Source organism: Streptomyces sp. NPDC058464 (genome assembly GCF_042721035.1).
In the GTDB taxonomy this organism is placed as follows: domain Bacteria; phylum Actinomycetota; class Actinomycetes; order Streptomycetales; family Streptomycetaceae; genus Streptomyces.
In genome coordinates this window covers 94597-110303 of the sequence record NZ_JBHXMA010000020.1, presented here as the reverse complement: position 1 = coordinate 110303, position 15707 = coordinate 94597, and the positions used below count along the sequence as shown (strand labels likewise).

The 15707-nt window shown below is 72.2% G+C and carries 15 protein-coding genes; 7 read left to right on the top strand and 8 right to left on the bottom strand.

Going from position 1 to position 15707, the window contains the following annotated elements:
* Window positions 1-10: 10 nt before the first annotated feature.
* Window positions 11-403 carry an anti-sigma factor antagonist gene (locus ACFWPQ_RS25660; RefSeq protein ID WP_384039128.1) on the top strand — a complete coding sequence of 131 codons (393 nt, stop codon included), beginning with the start codon at window positions 11-13 and terminating at the stop codon, window positions 401-403.
* Window positions 404-435: 32 nt separating this feature from the next.
* Here the strand turns inward: ACFWPQ_RS25660 and tuf are convergent, their stop codons facing one another.
* The 3 genes from tuf to ACFWPQ_RS25645 all read right to left on the bottom strand — a co-directional run bounded on the left by tuf (window position 436) and on the right by ACFWPQ_RS25645 (window position 3424).
* A complete protein-coding gene (gene tuf / locus ACFWPQ_RS25655) occupies window positions 436-1629 on the bottom strand; it encodes an elongation factor Tu (RefSeq protein WP_384039125.1) in 1194 nt (397 codons plus the stop codon).
* Between the two features lie 65 nt (window positions 1630-1694).
* Window positions 1695-2648, bottom strand: a complete 954-nt coding sequence (locus ACFWPQ_RS25650) for a ribose-phosphate diphosphokinase (RefSeq protein ID WP_384039122.1) — start codon at window positions 2646-2648, stop codon at window positions 1695-1697.
* Window positions 2649-2707: 59 nt separating this feature from the next.
* Complete coding sequence (locus ACFWPQ_RS25645) at window positions 2708-3424, bottom strand: SDR family NAD(P)-dependent oxidoreductase (RefSeq protein ID WP_384039119.1); 717 nt, start codon at window positions 3422-3424, stop codon at window positions 2708-2710.
* Between the two features lie 77 nt (window positions 3425-3501).
* Between ACFWPQ_RS25645 and ACFWPQ_RS25640 the strand changes: the two genes are divergently transcribed.
* From ACFWPQ_RS25640 to ACFWPQ_RS25625, 4 genes are all read left to right on the top strand, one after another.
* Window positions 3502-4314 (top strand): helix-turn-helix transcriptional regulator, encoded by an 813-nt coding sequence (locus ACFWPQ_RS25640; protein ID WP_384039116.1) that lies wholly within the window; start codon window positions 3502-3504, stop codon window positions 4312-4314.
* 216 nt (window positions 4315-4530) lie between these two features.
* Window positions 4531-5163 carry a DUF4230 domain-containing protein gene (locus ACFWPQ_RS25635; RefSeq protein ID WP_384039368.1) on the top strand — a complete coding sequence of 211 codons (633 nt, stop codon included), beginning with the start codon at window positions 4531-4533 and terminating at the stop codon, window positions 5161-5163.
* A 576-nt stretch (window positions 5164-5739) separates the two neighbouring features.
* Window positions 5740-6192, top strand: coding sequence for a VanZ family protein (locus ACFWPQ_RS25630; RefSeq protein ID WP_384039365.1), 453 nt, complete (start codon window positions 5740-5742; stop codon window positions 6190-6192).
* A 166-nt stretch (window positions 6193-6358) separates the two neighbouring features.
* Window positions 6359-7600: a ricin-type beta-trefoil lectin domain protein gene (locus ACFWPQ_RS25625; RefSeq protein ID WP_384039113.1), complete on the top strand. Its 1242-nt coding sequence runs from the start codon at window positions 6359-6361 to the stop codon at window positions 7598-7600.
* Between the two features lie 19 nt (window positions 7601-7619).
* Here ACFWPQ_RS25625 and ACFWPQ_RS25620 read toward each other — a convergent pair whose 3' ends face one another.
* Window positions 7620-7877 (bottom strand): hypothetical protein, encoded by a 258-nt coding sequence (locus ACFWPQ_RS25620; RefSeq protein ID WP_383707009.1) that lies wholly within the window; start codon window positions 7875-7877, stop codon window positions 7620-7622.
* A gap of 436 nt (window positions 7878-8313) precedes the next feature.
* Between ACFWPQ_RS25620 and ACFWPQ_RS25615 the strand changes: the two genes are divergently transcribed.
* Window positions 8314-9276 carry an SDR family NAD(P)-dependent oxidoreductase gene (locus ACFWPQ_RS25615; protein WP_384039110.1) on the top strand — a complete coding sequence of 321 codons (963 nt, stop codon included), beginning with the start codon at window positions 8314-8316 and terminating at the stop codon, window positions 9274-9276.
* A gap of 7 nt (window positions 9277-9283) precedes the next feature.
* Here the strand turns inward: ACFWPQ_RS25615 and ACFWPQ_RS25610 are convergent, their stop codons facing one another.
* The 3 genes from ACFWPQ_RS25610 to ACFWPQ_RS25600 all read right to left on the bottom strand — a co-directional run bounded on the left by ACFWPQ_RS25610 (window position 9284) and on the right by ACFWPQ_RS25600 (window position 14233).
* Window positions 9284-9502: a hypothetical protein gene (locus ACFWPQ_RS25610; RefSeq protein ID WP_361291642.1), complete on the bottom strand. Its 219-nt coding sequence runs from the start codon at window positions 9500-9502 to the stop codon at window positions 9284-9286.
* Window positions 9503-9571: 69 nt separating this feature from the next.
* A complete protein-coding gene (locus ACFWPQ_RS25605) occupies window positions 9572-10861 on the bottom strand; it encodes an ROK family protein (RefSeq protein ID WP_384039106.1) in 1290 nt (429 codons plus the stop codon).
* A gap of 219 nt (window positions 10862-11080) precedes the next feature.
* On the bottom strand, window positions 11081-14233 hold the full coding sequence (locus ACFWPQ_RS25600) for a bifunctional cytochrome P450/NADPH--P450 reductase (protein ID WP_384039103.1): 3153 nt from the start codon (window positions 14231-14233) through the stop codon (window positions 11081-11083).
* A gap of 204 nt (window positions 14234-14437) precedes the next feature.
* Between ACFWPQ_RS25600 and ACFWPQ_RS25595 the strand changes: the two genes are divergently transcribed.
* Window positions 14438-15103 carry a PAS domain S-box protein gene (locus ACFWPQ_RS25595; protein ID WP_384039362.1) on the top strand — a complete coding sequence of 222 codons (666 nt, stop codon included), beginning with the start codon at window positions 14438-14440 and terminating at the stop codon, window positions 15101-15103.
* Here ACFWPQ_RS25595 and ACFWPQ_RS25590 read toward each other — a convergent pair.
* Entirely contained in the window at window positions 15013-15663 is a 651-nt protein-coding gene (locus ACFWPQ_RS25590) for a DUF3626 domain-containing protein (RefSeq protein ID WP_384039100.1), read from the bottom strand. The genes ACFWPQ_RS25595 and ACFWPQ_RS25590 overlap by 91 nt on opposite strands.
* Between the last annotated feature and the right edge of the window lie 44 nt (window positions 15664-15707).

Genomic DNA, 15707 nt, shown 5'->3' with positions numbered 1-15707 from the left:
TGATGTCGCCGTGCGCCAGGACCCCCGGCAGGATCCCGCGCCGCTCTCCCGGCACCTGCGCGTCCACCAGGATCGCGGCCACACGGTGCTGGAGCTGCGGGGCGAGATCGACATCGCGGCGGCGACGGAGATCATGCCCTACCTGGACCGGGTGACCGCCCGGGAGAACGCCCGGGTGGTGATCGACCTGCTGCACGTCGAGTTCTTCGACTGCTCGGGGCTGCGGCTGCTCTACCGCGCGCGCAGCAGGGTGCTGGAGCGCGGCGGACAGCTCCAGCTGGTCTGCGCGCACCCGCTGACCCTGCGCGTGCTGAAGGTGACCGGACTGTCGCGGCTGCTGCCGCCCAGGGCGACGCTGGACGCGGCCCTGGGCCAGCCCGAGGCCACGTCCGGCACCTTATGACACCGTTGCCACCCTGATCGCTCCCGGATCGGCTAGGTGATGATCCTCGTCACCTGACCTGCGCCGACGGTCCGCCCGCCCTCGCGGATCGCGAACTTCAGGCCCTCCTCCATCGCGATCGGCTGGATCAGCTGGACGTGCATCGTGGTGTTGTCGCCCGGCATCACCATCTCGGAGCCCGGAGGCAGGGTGACCACCCCGGTCACGTCGGTGGTGCGGAAGTAGAACTGGGGGCGGTAGTTCTCGAAGAACGGGGTGTGCCGGCCGCCCTCGTCCTTGGAGAGGATGTAGGCGCGGGCCTCGAACTCCGTGTGCGGGGTGACCGTTCCGGGTTTGATGACGACCTGGCCGCGCTCGACGTCGTCCCGTTTCACCCCGCGCAGCAGCAGTCCGACGTTCTCCCCGGCCCGGCCCTCGTCGAGCAGCTTGCGGAACATCTCCACGCCGGTGACCGTGGTCCGCGTCTTCTGCGGGTGGATGCCGATGATCTCGACCTCGCTGTTGACCCGCAGCACACCGCGCTCGATCCGGCCGGTGACGACGGTCCCCCGGCCGGTGATGGTGAAGACGTCCTCGATCGGCATCAGGAACGGCCGGTCCACGTCCCGCACCGGCTCGGGCACGAACTCGTCGACGGCGTCGAGGAGTTCGAGCAGGGCCGCGGTCCACCGGGGATCCCCCTCCAGGGCCCTGAGCGCGGAGACCTTGACCACCGGGATGTCGTCGCCGGGGAACTCGTACTCGGTGAGCAGCTCGCGCACCTCCAGCTCCACCAGTTCCAGGATCTCCTCGTCGTCGACCATGTCGGTCTTGTTGAGCGCGACGACGATGTACGGCACGCCCACCTGGCGGGCCAGCAGCACGTGTTCCTTGGTCTGCGGCATCGGCCCGTCGGTGGCGGCGACCACCAGGATCGCCCCGTCCATCTGGGCGGCCCCGGTGATCATGTTCTTGATGTAGTCGGCGTGGCCGGGACAGTCGACGTGCGCGTAGTGCCGGCGCTCGGTCTGGTACTCGACGTGCGCGATGGAGATGGTGATGCCGCGCTGCCGCTCCTCGGGCGCCTTGTCGATCTGGTCGAACGGCGTGAAGGGGTTGAGCTGGGGGAACTTGTCGTGCAGCACCTTGGTGATGGCCGCGGTGAGTGTGGTCTTGCCGTGGTCGATGTGCCCGATGGTGCCGATGTTCACATGTGGTTTCGTCCGCTCGAACCTGGCCTTCGCCACTGGGGGCCTCCCGTCCGCGTCGGTGCCACCGAGCGCGGTTCAGCGCTACAACTCCTCCTTCCTGTCTAGAGGTTGCGCGGCTCGTCGAACAGGGCGCTCACGGACTCACCGTTGTGAATACGGCGTACGGCCTCCGCCAGTGCCGGGGCGATGGACAGGATCCGCAGCTTGTCGGTGTGCTCCTCGGCGGGCACCGGCACGGTGTTGGTGCAGACGATCTCCAGCACGTCGGGCTGCGAGCTCAGCCGCTTGAGCGCCCCGGCCGCGAACAGCCCGTGCGTGCAGGCGATCCGGATCGAACGCGGCCCCAACTCCCTCAGCCGCTCCAGCAGTTCGATGACCGTGCTGCCCTTGGCGATCTCGTCGTCGAGCACGATGACGTCCCGGTCGGCCACATCGCCGATCACCGAGCTGATGGTGACCCGGTCGTCCGGATACCGCTGCTTGGCGCCGGCCGCCACCTGGGCGCCGATCAGCCGGGCGAAGGCGGCGGCCTCCTTGGCGTTGCCGAGGTCGGGCGAGACGACGGTGGTGCGCGACAGGTCGTACCGCCGGAAGTGCGCCGCCAGCTCGCGCAGCGCGTGCAGATGGTCGACCGGCACCGAGAAGAAGCCGTGCACCTGCGGGGCGTGCAGGGTCATGGCGAGGACCCGGCTCGCGCCGGCGGCCACCAGCAGGTCGGCGACGAGGCGGCCGCCGAGCGAGATGCGCGGGGCGTCCTTCTTGTCGGAGCGGGCGTAGGAGTAGTGCGGCATGACGACGGTGATCCGGCCGGCGGAGGCGCCACGGGCCGCGTCGCACATCAGCAGCAGCTCCACCAGGTGCTCCTGCACCGGCCGGACCAGGGGCTGGATCAGGAAGACGTCCCGCTCCCGGCAGTTGGCCTGGAGCTGAACCTCCAGGCAGTCGTTGGCGAACCGGCTGACCCGGGTCGGGCTGAGCGGCACCCCGAGGTGCGCGCAGACCTCCTCGGACAGCTGGGGGTGGGCGCTGCCGCTGAAGACGGCGATGTCTCGCACGATCCGCTCCTCGCATGATCAATACGGGCTACGGGCTCATGCTACGGACCACGCGGCTCTCACCACGGCACGGGTGTGCCGTCCCAGGAGAAGAACCCGCCGGTGGGCCCCTCGTCGGGCAGCAGCGCCAGCCGTACGGCACCCCACGCACCCTCGGCCGGATCGCCGCCCCCGACGGCGGCACCGGGCACCAGGTCGGTGGCGCGCCGCCCGGGGGCGAGGGCGTTCACCTTGATCCCGTCCCCGGCCAGCTCCTGGGCGTACAGGACGGTCAGCGCGTTCAGCGCGGCCTTGGCGGAGCGGTAGGCGGCGGACCTGGGGACACCCTCGGTGAACTGCGGATTCGGTCCGGTGCTCCAGGTGAGGGACGCGGTGCCGCTGGAGACGTTCACGACGCGCGGGTGGGCGGAGCGGCGCAGGGCCGGCAGGAAGGCGTTGGTGACCGCGACGACGCCGAAGACATTGGTCTCGTAGGTCTGCCGGAGACCCTCGACGCCGGTTTCGGACGGGGTGCCGGTCACCGGCTGGACTCCCGCGTTGTTGACCAGGACGTCGAGGTGGTCGACGGAGGCGGCGGCCCGCTCGATGCCGCCGGGATCGGTGACGTCCAGTACGAGGAGCCGCGCGCCCCCGCCGATCTCCGCCACGGCCCGCTCGCCGCGCTCGGCCACCCGGGAACCGACGTGGACCTGGAAACCCTGCTCGGCGAGGAGCCTGGCGACATGGAAGCCGATGCCCTTGTCGGCACCGGTGACGAGTGCTGTGCGATCGTTCATGACAGCCACGGTCCCCCGGCCGCGTCCGCCCTGCCAGGGACCACCTGTACCAGGCGGACCGAGGAGGCGACGACGGCATGGCGAGGCAGGAACTGGCCCGCTTCCTGCGTGAGCGCCGGGCGGGGCTGCGCCCGCAGACGGTGGGGCTGCCGCCCGGCACCGACCGCCGCACGCCCGGGCTGCGCCGCGAGGAGGTCGCCGAGCTGGCCCACATGTCCGTCGACTACTACGTCCGCCTGGAGCAGGCCCGCGGCCCCCGCCCCTCCCCGCGCGTCCTGGACGCCCTGGCCGGGGCGCTGCGTCTGGCCCCCGCCGAGCGCAGCCACCTCTTCCGGCTGGCCGGGGCGGCCGCGCCACCGCCCGGCGGCGCGGCGGTACGGCAGGTGCGACCGCACGTGGCCCGGATGCTGGAGCGGCTCCCCGGCACCGCCGCGATCGTCACCGACGCGGCCTATGGCGTGGTGGCCTGGAACCCCCTCGCCCAGCTGCTGTTCGGCGGCGACCTGGGACACGGCACGACCAACCTGGCACGGCGGCGCTTCCTGGGCCGGGGACGAATGCACCAGAGCTCCAGTGCCGAGGAGTTCGCGCACATCGTGGCGGCCCGGCTCCGGCGGGCCATCACGCGCTATCCGCACGACGCGCAACTCAACGCCCTGCTGGACGAGTTGCGCGCGGAGAGCGAGGAGTTCCGGCAGGTCTGGGCCACCCATCCGGTGCATGCCCCGGGACATCGCACCAAGGTCCTCGACCATCCGGAGCTGGGACGCCTGCGGCTGAACTGCGACGTCCTGCTGGTGCCGGAGGACGACCAGGAGGTCGTCCTCGTCACCGCGGATCCGGGTTCGGTGTCGGCGCGCCGGATCGCGGAACTGGCCGCCCGGGCCTGACCGTTCCCCCGGACGGAGAAGACGCGAAGATCGCGCTGAGGCATCGCATGTATCAGTCCCGCCTCAGCTGTCTCAATCCGCCGACAACACGGTCTGACAAGGCTTTTGGCGGGCATTCGTGTCGTTGGAAAGGAGGACCGTCACATGGCGAGTTCCACCAAGGAGAGCAAGGCGAGCTCCACACAGGAGGCTCCCGTCACGGCCCGGCCCCGGCGCATGCCCGGCTGGGCGAAGCTGGTCACCGGGTTGGTGCTGGTGCTCGTGGTGCTGTTCGCCGGGATAAAACTGGCGGTGCTGCCGGGGATCAAGGACCTGTTCGGCACGGAGACCCGCGACAACACCGGCCCGGCGCTGCTCAAGTCCATCCAGGACATGAGCCGTTACGACGCGGCCTCCGGCAACTTCCAGGTCGTCGTGGACCTGGAGAAGGACGCCAAGTACCTGCCCAGCGCGATCCGCGGCACCCGCACCCTGTACGTCGGCGCGGGCACCGTCGACTCCTATGTCGACCTCGGCAAGATCGCCCAGAAGGACGTGACGGTCAACGACGACCGGACCGAGGCCACCATCCGGCTGCCGCACGCGCAGCTGGGCAAGGCCACCCTCGACGCCGACCACTCGTACGCCGTCTCCAAGCAGCGCGGTCTGCTCGACCGGATCGGCGACCTGTTCTCGGACAACCCGAACAGCGAGCAGGCGGTGCAGAAGCTGGCGGTGAAGCACATCTCGGCCGCGGCCAAGGACAGCGGGCTGACCACCCGCGCCGAGACCAACACCACCGACATGCTGGAGGGCCTGCTGCACTCCCTCGGCTTCACGGAGGTGCACGTGTCCTACGGGACGGTCTGATCGACACCGGGTGACAGCCCGGCAGGACCCCGGTCGCTCTCCGGCGGAGCGCGACCGGGGTCCGCTGCCTTCCCGTCGCCCGACCTGCCGGGCGCGGGTGTCGGCAAAGAGGTCGGCATCTCCCGGCGCTCGGCGGGTAACAGCGTTACCACGCCGCCGAATTGACGAGTGGAGGACCTCATGGCCAGCGCCGCCTCGCGCCCGCGCACCACCAAGGGCGACCCGAACGAGGGGACGAAGAAGGACGAGGGCACCGGCCGGGGCGCCGGGCTGTTCACCAAGGCCGCACGACTGATCAAGGCCCGCCCCACCGCACCCGGGGCCACCGCGAAGAAGGGCGGCGCCACAAAGCCCGCAGGCGCCACAAAGCCCGCAGGCGCCACAAAGCCCGGAGGCGCCGGCAAGACCGCAGGTACCGGCAAGACCGCGGGCGCCGTCAGGAAGAGCGCTGCCAAGAAGGGCACCACCGGCAAGGCGCCCGGCCCCGGAAAGCCTCCCGGCAAGGCCGCGACCAAAGCCTCCACCAAGCCCTCCACCAAGCCCACCGCGAAGCCCGGCGGTGTCGAGCGCCGGCCGCTGCCTCTCCCGCTGCGGCTGCTGGCCATGACGTGCGCCTTCGTCGCCATGGTGGCGTTCGCCGTCGTACTGGCCCAGCTGACGCTCGACCCGTCCCCCGCGTCGGTGTCCATCGCCCACACCAATCTGCACCCCGGCGCCACCCTCAGGATCTACCTGGACCAGCCCGCGTTCCGTGACGCCGTGAAACAGATCGGCGGGAACGTCCTGCTCGGCGTCCCCTTCGGGATCCTCGTGCCGGTCCTCGCGCCCGGCGCCCGGGGCGTCCTGCGGGTGCTGCTGCTCACCGCGATCGTGATGCTGCTGGTGGAGATGGCGCAGGGCGCGCTGGTCACCGGCCGGGCGTTCGACGTGGACGACGTCATCCTCAACACCACGGGGGCGCTGGTCGGTTGGCTGCTGCTGGGCCGGCGGCTGGGCCGCGCGGTGCACGCCCGCAAGCGGAAGGCGTGACGGCGGGCCGGTCGGCCGGAACCAGCCATCAGATCGTCCTGTACTGGTCCGTACCAAAGTATTGACGGGCCACTTATCTCACTCCTTAAATCAACAGGCATCACCCTTACCCCCCACCCCGGCCGGACGCCTCCTCGCGCCCGGCCGCCGTACGGAAGGGAGCGCCATGGCCTCGCCACGACTGCTCCGCAGATGCCTGTTCGCCGCGCTGTCCGCCGCGCTGGTCGGGTCCGTCGCGGTCGGTCCCGCACACCGGGCCGCAGCCGCCGACGCGAGCGCGGACGCCGTCACCTTCTCCGACACCTTCGACGGGGCCGCCGGTTCGGCGGTCAACTCCTCGAAGTGGACGCTGGAGACCGGTGACAACGTCAACAACCACGAGCGGGAGTACTACACCTCCGGCACCAACAACGCGGCCCTCGACGGCCAGGGTCACCTGGTCATCGCGGCCAAGAAGGAGAACCCCGCCAACTACCAGTGCTGGTACGGCACCTGCCAGTACACCTCGGCACGGATGAACACCTCCGGGAAGTTCAGCGCGCAGTACGGACACGTCGAGGCCCGGATGAAGATCCCGCGCGGGCAGGGCATGTGGCCGGCGTTCTGGATGCTCGGCACGGACATCGGGTCGGTCGGCTGGCCGAACTCCGGTGAGATCGACGTCATGGAGAACGTCGGCTACGAGCCCTCCACCATCCACGGCACCATCCACGGCCCCGGCTACTCCGGCTCCAACGGGATAGGCGCCGCCTACTCGCTGTCGAACGGGCAGGCCTTCGCGGACGCCTTCCACACGTTCGCCGTCGACTGGGCGCCCAACTCGATCAAGTGGTCGGTCGACGGCGTGGTCTACCAGACGCGCACCCCCGCCGACGTGGGCAGCAACACCTGGGCCTTCAACAAGCCGTTCTTCCTGATCCTCAACCTGGCCGTGGGCGGCGACTGGCCGGGCGACCCGAACAGCTCGACCTCCTTCCCGGCGCAGCTGGTCGTGGACTCGGTGTCGGTGACCACCAGTGACAGCGCGACCGGGGTCGCGATCAAGGGTCTGGCCGGCAAGTGCGTGGACGTGGCCGGGGCGAACACCGCCAACGGCACGCCCGTCGACCTCTACGACTGCAACGGCACCGCCGCGCAGCAGTGGACGGTCGGCAGCGACGGCACCGTCCGCGCCCTGGGCAAGTGCCTGGACGTCACCAGCGGCGGCACGGCGGACGGCACGACGGTCCAGCTCTACGACTGCAACGGCACCGCCGCCCAGAAGTGGGCCGTCTCGACGGCGAACGACATCGTGAACCCACAGGCGAACAAGTGCCTGGACGTCACGGGCAACAACTCGGCCAACGGCACCCGGCTGCAGATCTGGACCTGCACGGGCGGCGCCAACCAGAAGTGGACGGTCGGCTGAGGACAGGGCGTGCCGCGGGCTAGCGGCGCGCCGGGCGGGGCGTCCAGGTGAACTTGTCCCCGCCCACCCAGCAGACCACGTTCGGGTCGTCCAGGTCGTGGACCTTGATGCCGTAGGACGCGGCGACCTCCAGCACATCCGTGATGGTGCGCGCCTGGCAGACCACCTCGCCGTCGATCTCCACGATGCGGAAGGGCGGGGTGCCGGGCTTGCCGGGCATGACCCCGAGCACCAGGATCCGTGGCTGGGAGATGAACGGGCTCGCTATCTCGGTCATGCAATCGAGGGTAGATCCGTCCGGGCGGAAGTGACCGGTTTGAGTCGCTCCGCCCGGCCATCCGGGGGCCGTCGGCCGGGGATTTGCCCGGACGTTTGCATACACTTGGGGATGAGGTGACGCGCATCACTCACAGGCTCGGAACACCCCGGAGTGGTTGTCCGTTGAACCAGCCGTGGGTGCGGATGGGACAGTGTCCCCGGGCCTCACCATTCGCCCACAGGGACGATCGTTCGGCTGAAGCCCTGTGGAGCCTTTCGCCGAGAGGCGACCGCCATCCGTGCCCACCACCTGGCCGCCCCGGCCGCGAATCCCCCGTCGCGACCGGGGCTTTCCGCTGTCCGGGACCGTTCGCGACCATCCGTGCGCAACCGTTCGGGACGGCCGCGGAGGTCCGCTTGACTTCGAGAGCACTCCAATTCGTAGCGTTCGAGTCATGAGCGCTACGACATCTCAGCACAAGATCGGTTCCGGTTTCGGCGCGGGCAGCACGGCCGACGAGGTCCTGGCGGGCCTCGACCTCGGCGGCCGGCTCGCGATCGTCACCGGCGGCTACTCCGGGCTGGGCCTGGAGACCACCAGGGCCCTCACCGAGGCGGGCGCCCGCGTCGTCGTCCCCGCACGGCGCGTCGAGGCCGCCCGCGAGGCGCTGGCAGGCCTCGACGGGGTCGAGGTGGACGAGCTGGACCTCGGCGACCTGGAGAGCGTGCGCGGCTTCGCCGAGCGGTTCCTGGCCTCCGGCCGGACCGTCGACTTCATGATCGACAGCGCGGGGATCATGGCCTGCCCGGAGACCCGGGTCGGGCCCGGCTGGGAGGCCCAGTTCGCCACCAACCACCTCGGGCACTTCGCCCTGGTCAACCGGCTCTGGCCGGCCGTCGAGCCCGGCGGCGCGCGGGTCGTGTCGGTCTCCTCGCGTGCCCACCACTTCTCCGGGATGCGCTGGGACGACGTCCAGTGGCGGCACGGCTACGACAAGTGGGAGGCGTACGGCCAGGCCAAGACGGCGAACGTGCTGTTCGCCGTGCACCTCGACCGGCTCGGCCGGGACTCCGGCGTGCGGGCCTTCGCACTGCACCCCGGCGGCATCATGACCCCGCTGCAGCGGCACATCCCCCTCGCGGAGAAGATCGAGCGCGGCTGGGTGGACGAGCAGGGGAACCTGCTGGAGGTCGCGGGCCTGAAGACGCCGGAGCAGGGTGCGGCCACCCAGACCTGGGCGGCCACCTCCCCGCAGCTGGACGGCATGGGCGGGGTGTACCTGGAGGACTGCGACATCGCCGAGCCCGCCACGGAGGGCGAGCCGACCGGGGTTAAGGCCTGGGCGGTCGACCCGGAGCAGGCCGCCCGGCTGTGGGACCTGTCGGCGGAGCTGACGGGCGTCGACGCGTTCGCCTGAGCCGTGCTCAGGCCGACGGCTCGTCGGGCACCGGGTCCTCGGGGTGCACCGCCCCCGAGCGCGGTGCACCCCGGGGGCCCGCGCCGGCCTCGTCGGGGTCGGGGAGGTCCTCGTCGCGGTCCTGCGGCGGGCGGATCTCCGCCGCCTCCCAGGGGTCCCGGCCGGACCCGGCCTGCTGGTCCGGCAGGTCCCTGGGGACCGGCTTGCCGCCCTGCTTCTCGTCCACGGCACACTCCCCTCGCGTCGTTCCGAGCGTCAGGCGAGTACCTCGCCCGCACGCGGCGAAACACGCGGGTCAGCGCGGGCTGCGCTCCTCCAGGGCCGTGCGCCACGCGGGGAGCCGGTCCTCGGTCGCCGGTTCCGCGCGGCGGCCGCCGCGGCTGAAGAAGTCGGCGAGGGGCAGGATCGCGGCGCCGACGGTGACCGCGTCCGGGCCCAGCCGGCCGAGGTCGATGGTGACCTGCTCGGCGGGGTGGCGCAGCGCGTATGTGGTCGCATACCGGCGTACGGCGGGCAGGAACCGGGCGCCGAGCTGGAGCCCGGCCCAGCCGCCGATCAGGATCCGCTCGGGCTGGAAGAGGTTGATCAGGTCGGAGAGGCCGGCGCCCAGGTACTCGGCGGTCTCCTCCAGGACGGCGAGCGCGACCGGGTCGGGCTCGCTGCCCTCGGGCGGGTAGGCGGCGGCGAGCATCGCGGTGAGCGCGGTCTCCTCGTCGAGGCCCTCGGCCGGACGGCCGCCCTCCTCCCGCCAGCGGGCGAGCAGCGACTCGGCACCGGCGTACGCCTCCAGGCAGCCGAGCGCGCCGCAACGACAGCGGCGGCCGCGTACCCGTACGGTGAGATGTCCCCATTCGACGGCCCGGCCGTGCTCCACCTCGGCGGAGACCAGGCAGGCGCCGACGCCGGAGCCGAACAGCACCACGACCGCGTTGTCCGCGCCGCGCCCGGCGCCGAACCACATCTCGGCCTGGCCGAGGGTCTTGGCGCCGTTGTCGATGAAGTACCGCACGGAGTCCGGGAGCCGGCAGCCGGAGCGGAGGAGCTCCTCCAGGGGGACGGCGTCCCAGCCGATGGTCTGGCCGTGCACGACGGCACCCCGGTCCTCGGTGTGCTCGATGATGCCGGGAACGCCGACACCGACGCCGAGCAGCAGCTCGGGCGAACCTCCGTCGATGGCGAGGACCTCGTCGATACCGTCCCGGATGTGGCCGACGATCACCTCGACGTCGTAGCCCTGCTGCTCCAACGGCCGCTCGACGCGGGCCAGTTCGGTCAGGTTGAGGTCGAACAGCTCGACCCGGACCCGGGTCTCGCCGACGTCCACGCCGATCATGTGACCGCTGTGCGGGGCGACACGCAGCAGGGTGCGCGGGCGGCCGCCGTCGGAGTCGACGCTGCCGGCCTCCTCGACCAGGCCGTCGGCCACCAGGTCCGCGACCACGTTGCTCACCGATCCGGAGCTGAGGCCCGTCGCCGGGCCCAGCTCGAAGCGGCTGAGGGGGCCGTCGAAGTAGAGTCGCTGCAGTACGGCCGTGCGGTTGGCCCTCCTGAGGTCGCGTACCGTGCGCCCGTTCCGCCCCGCCATGTGGCTCCGCTCCCTTCACGAACCCTGCCCGACCTGCAACATACTCCTTCGGGGGGCCGGAAGCGATATTTTCCCAACCCTTAGTTCACGCTGTGAGCTAAGGAGGGGTTGATGCCGGGTCGCACCGTGGTGGGGGAGATCGTACGCGGGCGAAAGGTTCGTCGTGGTTGCTCGCGCAGTTCCCCGCGCCCCTTACGGGGCGCGCCGGGCGGGCGTCGATCAGGACGCCGCGTATACATCCTCCACAAAACGGCCGTCCGCCACCAGGGAGTTCAGCCATTCGTCGGGATTTCCCTCGGGCATGCGGTCACGGAACATCGTGCGGAACGCCTCCCGTACGCCTGGTGCCATGCGGGCGCCGTCGCCGCACACGTACACCCGGGCGCCCGCGGTCAGCAGCTCCCACACCTCGTCGGCCTCGGCCGCGATGCGGTGCTGGACGAAGGTGCCCGCGGCGCTGAAGGCGGGGCGGAGGGAGACCGCGCCGGCCTTCTCGGCGGCTCGCAGCTCCTCGGCGTGCAGGTAGTCGGCGTCGGCTGCGTCGCAGCCGAAGTAGCAGAGGGCGGGCGGGAGTTCGGTGCCTGCCGCGAGCGCTGCCCTGCGGTCGGCGACGGCGCCCCGGAAGGGGGCCAGGCCGGTGCCGGCGGCGATCATGACGACCGGTGCGGTGCCGTCGATGCGGAAGGCCTCCCGGCAGGGCTGGACGCGGGCGTGGACCGTGTCGCCGGGACGCAGGGCGGTCAGGTGGCCGGAGCCGGTGCCCCGGTAGGTGCCCTTGCCGGAGCGGGCGGGGGCCTCCAGCAGGGAGATCATCAGGTCGGCGTGGCGGGGGTCGGTGGCCGGGGACGAGGAGATCGAGTAGTGCCGGGGCTTCAGCGGGGTGAGCAGGTCCAGGAGGTGCGGCCAGTCGAGGGCGCCGCGCAGGGCGGGGTGGTCCTCGATGATCTCGACGAGGGTGCGGGGGTCGTCGCGCAGGGCGGCGAGGGCGGCCTTCTCGGGCGGGCAGGGGTTGGCGTCGGCGAGCAGGGAGAGCTGGTCGGTGCTCGGTCGCTCCTGCAACTCGACGTGGTGGGTGAGGAGCTGACGTGCCGTCAGCGGGCGGTCGACGGCGAGGCCGTCGCGGCGCGGGCGGGTGGCCCGGATGTCGAGGACGGCGTCGGGGTCGATGCCGAGGGCGGCGACCGCCCGGGTGACGAGGGCGGGGTCGTTGGCGGGGAGCACCGCGAGGTGGTCGGCGGTGCGGTAGGTGACGCCGTCCGGCAGGGCCACGCGCAGGAAGCGCTTGGTGCGGGGGTGGTCGGGAGCGGTGAGGTCGTACGCCTCGGTGACCGTCATGGGGACGAGTCCGTGGCGCTCGGCGAGGGCGTCGAGGGGGCCGCCGGTCAGGGTGCGGACCTCGTACGCGGCGGTGGGTTCGGCTCCGGCCGGGGTGGCGTCGGGGTCGCCGTGGTGTTCGAGGAGGGCGGTGCGCAGCCGGGCGGTGAACTCGCGGACCGTGCCGGTGAGGTCGCCGGAGGCGTCGGCCGCGGCCCGGTCGACGAGGCGGGTGGCGCCGAGTTCGGCGAGGCGGGCGTCGACGCGGGTCGGGAAGTGCTGGTAGGTGGCGGCCCAGTTGCGGTCGCCGACGCCGAGGACGGCGTAGGTCACGCCGGTGAGGTCGGGGGCGCCGTCGAGCCAGGCGGCGAAGGCGGTGGCGTCGTCGGTGGGGCGGCCGTTGTAGGAGGCGGCGGTGATGACGACGGGCCGGTCGGTGGGGAGACCGCCGGCGTAGGCGTCGAGGGCCGCCACCTCGGTGGCGCAGCCGATGTCGCCGGCCTCGTCGGCGAGCCGGGCGGCGAAGCCCCGGCAGGTGCCGTAGTTGCTGCCGTGCAGGAGGAGGGCGCCGGTGCCGGTGCGGACCCGGGCCGGGAGCGCGGCCGTCGGGTGCGGGTCGTGCTCGACCGTCGTCGGCGCCCCGGGCAGGGGCCGGTGGACGCGGTCGGCGGGGGTGCGCGGGGTGAGGGTCAGGGTGAAGCCCTCGGGCTTGAGGGTGAGGGTCTCCTTGACGGTGAGCGCGTAGTCCGCGTGGTCGTGCGGCCGGTAGCGGTGCACCAGCATGGCCAGCAGCATGGTCGCCTCGAGGAGGGCGAACTGCCGCCCGATGCAGGCGCGTTCACCGGTACCGAAGGGCTTGAAGGCGTGCACCGGGCGGGCCGCCTCCGCCTCCGGGGTGAACCGGGAGGGGTCGAACAGCTCGGGGTTGTCGCCCCAGACGGGCTGGCGGTGCAGCATCGGGGCGAGCACGGTGACGGCCTGTCCGGCCTGCAGCGGGATCCGGCCGCCGAGCAGGGTGTCGTCCAGGGCGTGCCGGCCGAACGCGGCGGCGGTCGGCCACAGCCGCAGGGCCTCGTTGAGCACCTGCCGGGTGTAGGCCAGGCGGCCGACCTCGTCGTACGTCGGCTCCGGGTCGGGCGTGTCGCCCCACAGCGCGTCGGCCTCGCGCTGCACCAGCTGGAGCGCGGTCGGGTGCTTGGCGAGGTAGTACAGGGCGAAGGACATCGCGCCGGAGGTGGTCTCGTGGCCCGCGATGAGGAAGGTGATGACCTGGTTGCGGATGTTGGCGCGGTCCAGGGTGGTGCCGTCGCCGGGGTGCCGGGCGGAGAGCATCAGGCCGAGGAGGTCCCCGGCCGCGCTCTGGTCGGTGCCGGTCCGGGAGGCGATGACGTCGTCGACGACCCGGGCGAGGTAGTCGGCGTCGTCACGGAAGGCCGCGTCCGCCGCCGAGTGGTCGGTGCCGGGCCGGCGGGCCAGGCGGGTCATGCTCCACTCCAGGCAGCGGACCATGGACTCGACGAAGGGGTGGGGTTCGGCGCGCTCGAAGGAGCCGAAGTCGTAGCCGAAGCCGGCCAGGCCGATGGTGTCGAGGGTCATCCGGGTCATGTCGTCCGGCACGTCGACCGGACGGCCGTCGCGGGCGGCCCGGTCCCAGGAGTCGATGAGCCGGCGGGCGACCTTGACCATCACCGGGTGGTAGGTGCGCATCGAGCCGAGGGCGAAGGCGGGCATGAGGATGTCGTGCGCCTTGGCCCAGTTGGGCTCGTCGTTGTACGCGGTGAACAGCCCGTCGGCGGCGAAGGCGCGGACGTTCTCCAGGGCGGGTCCCACATGCTTGGCGAACCGCTGCTCGTCGGCGAGGTCGGCGACCAGGTCGGCGTCGGCGACGAACAGGGTGTCCCGCCCGTGCAGCCGTCGTACGAGGACCGGCCCGTGCTCCCGCATCAGGTCCATGACCTGCTGGATGGGGGTGCGGCCGGGGCCGGTGGCGGTGATGTCGGCGACGGGGACGCCGTGCGGGGTGGGTGCGGTGACGGGGTGCAGCGCGGTGGGGGGCATGGCGCGACAACTGCCTTTCGCGGTACGGAAGTCCTGTGATCCAGCGTGGTCTTCCGGGGGTGCGGACCGGCACCGCCGCACTACACGATCGTGCAGTCGAAAGTGTCCGCCCGCTCTTGCGCGGTGCCGGTGGAGTTGCCCCTGGCCTCGACGGTCGCCTTGGATGAGTCGGATGAGGGAGAGCGAAGAGGAGCGGCGGTGGGCATGGAGGCGGGCGGGCTCGACGGCGTGGTGTGGCGCAATCGTGCCCTGACGCTGTTCGACCGGGTGGCGGTGCCGGTCGCGGTCTGCGACGTGTACGGGCTGGTGGTGCTGGCCAACCCGGCGATGGCCACCGAGTGCGGTACGACACCGGGCCGGCTGCGCGGCCGGGATGTGCTGGAGCTGTTCGGCCCGCAGGAGGAGGCCCAGGTGGAGCGGATCGCCGAGGCGCTGCGGCTGCGGCACCGCTCGCGCTACCAGGTGTCGGTGCGGTGGCGGGCGCCCGACGGGACCGAGCGGTACGGGGAGCTGACCGCGGACCCGGTGAGCGAGGCGGTGGGCGAGACGCCGTCGCTGCTGGTGATGTTGCGGGTGGACGGCGAGCACGAGGCACCGCCGGCACGGCCCGCGCAGGTCACCCCGGTCGAGGGGCGGGTGCTGGCACTGCTGGCCGGGGGCGCCACCACCGCGCGGGCCGCCCGCGACCTGGGGCTGACCAGGGACGGCGTCACCTACCATCTGCGCCGTCTGTCGGCCCGCTGGGACGCGGCCAACCGCACCGAACTGGTGGCCCGCGCCTACGCCTTGGGCGTGCTCGAGCCGGGCGTCTGGCCGCCGGCCCCGGCGGAGCAGGCCCTGCCCGCGGAGCCCGCCGTGCCCGCGGAGTAGGCCGTGCCCGCGCCCGCCGGGGCGCCGAAGCGGGCCAGGGTGTGCCAGACCATCTTGAGGTCCTGGATCCTGTACCGGCCGGTGCGGGCCGCGGCGCCGATGATCCGGGGGTCGACGACGCCCTTCTCGGCGATCAGGGCACCGAGTTCGGCGTACTCCGGGCCCCGGTAGGCGGCGTGCCGGCGCAGCTCGGGCACGGTGAGCCGGTAACCGGGGTGCCACTCGACCACTTGGCGGCGGAAGTCCAGCGCTCCGTACACCAGCCGCTCGGGCGGGTCGGCGTCGTCGTAGGCTCCGCCGAAGATCCGGCTCTCCCAGCGCCACCGGTCGCCGCCGGGGTGGGCGGTGAGCCCGCCGTTGCCGGTGCCGGTGACGAACTGGGAGTGGTAGGCGCCGTCCCGGGCGAGCGCCTCCAGGATCGGCAGACCGGCCGAGAGCCGGTCGGGGTGGAAGTTCAGAGTGATGCGCAGGCCGGGGTCGAGAGGCGGCCCCGAGGACAGCGCGGCCACGTGGCGCAGCGCCGCCGTGCTCCGTGCCGCCCCGGCGTCCGTGACGTCCATCGGATCCCCCCTGTGGCCCGTCCGGCAGTGGCCGGTCCGGTGCC

Coding starts and splice junctions, on each gene's coding strand:
- ACFWPQ_RS25645 (WP_384039119.1), bottom strand. CDS start 3,424: ATGAACGATCGCACAGCACTCGTCACCGGTGCCGACAAGGGCATCGGC.
- ACFWPQ_RS25640 (WP_384039116.1), top strand. CDS start 3,502: ATGGCGAGGCAGGAACTGGCCCGCTTCCTGCGTGAGCGCCGGGCGGGG.
- ACFWPQ_RS25635 (WP_384039368.1), top strand. CDS start 4,531: ATGCCCGGCTGGGCGAAGCTGGTCACCGGGTTGGTGCTGGTGCTCGTG.
- ACFWPQ_RS25625 (WP_384039113.1), top strand. CDS start 6,359: ATGGCCTCGCCACGACTGCTCCGCAGATGCCTGTTCGCCGCGCTGTCC.
- ACFWPQ_RS25620 (WP_383707009.1), bottom strand. CDS start 7,877: ATGACCGAGATAGCGAGCCCGTTCATCTCCCAGCCACGGATCCTGGTG.
- ACFWPQ_RS25615 (WP_384039110.1), top strand. CDS start 8,314: ATGAGCGCTACGACATCTCAGCACAAGATCGGTTCCGGTTTCGGCGCG.
- ACFWPQ_RS25605 (WP_384039106.1), bottom strand. CDS start 10,861: ATGGCGGGGCGGAACGGGCGCACGGTACGCGACCTCAGGAGGGCCAAC.
- ACFWPQ_RS25600 (WP_384039103.1), bottom strand. CDS start 14,233: ATGCCCCCCACCGCGCTGCACCCCGTCACCGCACCCACCCCGCACGGC.
- ACFWPQ_RS25595 (WP_384039362.1), top strand. CDS start 14,438: ATGGAGGCGGGCGGGCTCGACGGCGTGGTGTGGCGCAATCGTGCCCTG.
- ACFWPQ_RS25590 (WP_384039100.1), bottom strand. CDS start 15,663: ATGGACGTCACGGACGCCGGGGCGGCACGGAGCACGGCGGCGCTGCGC.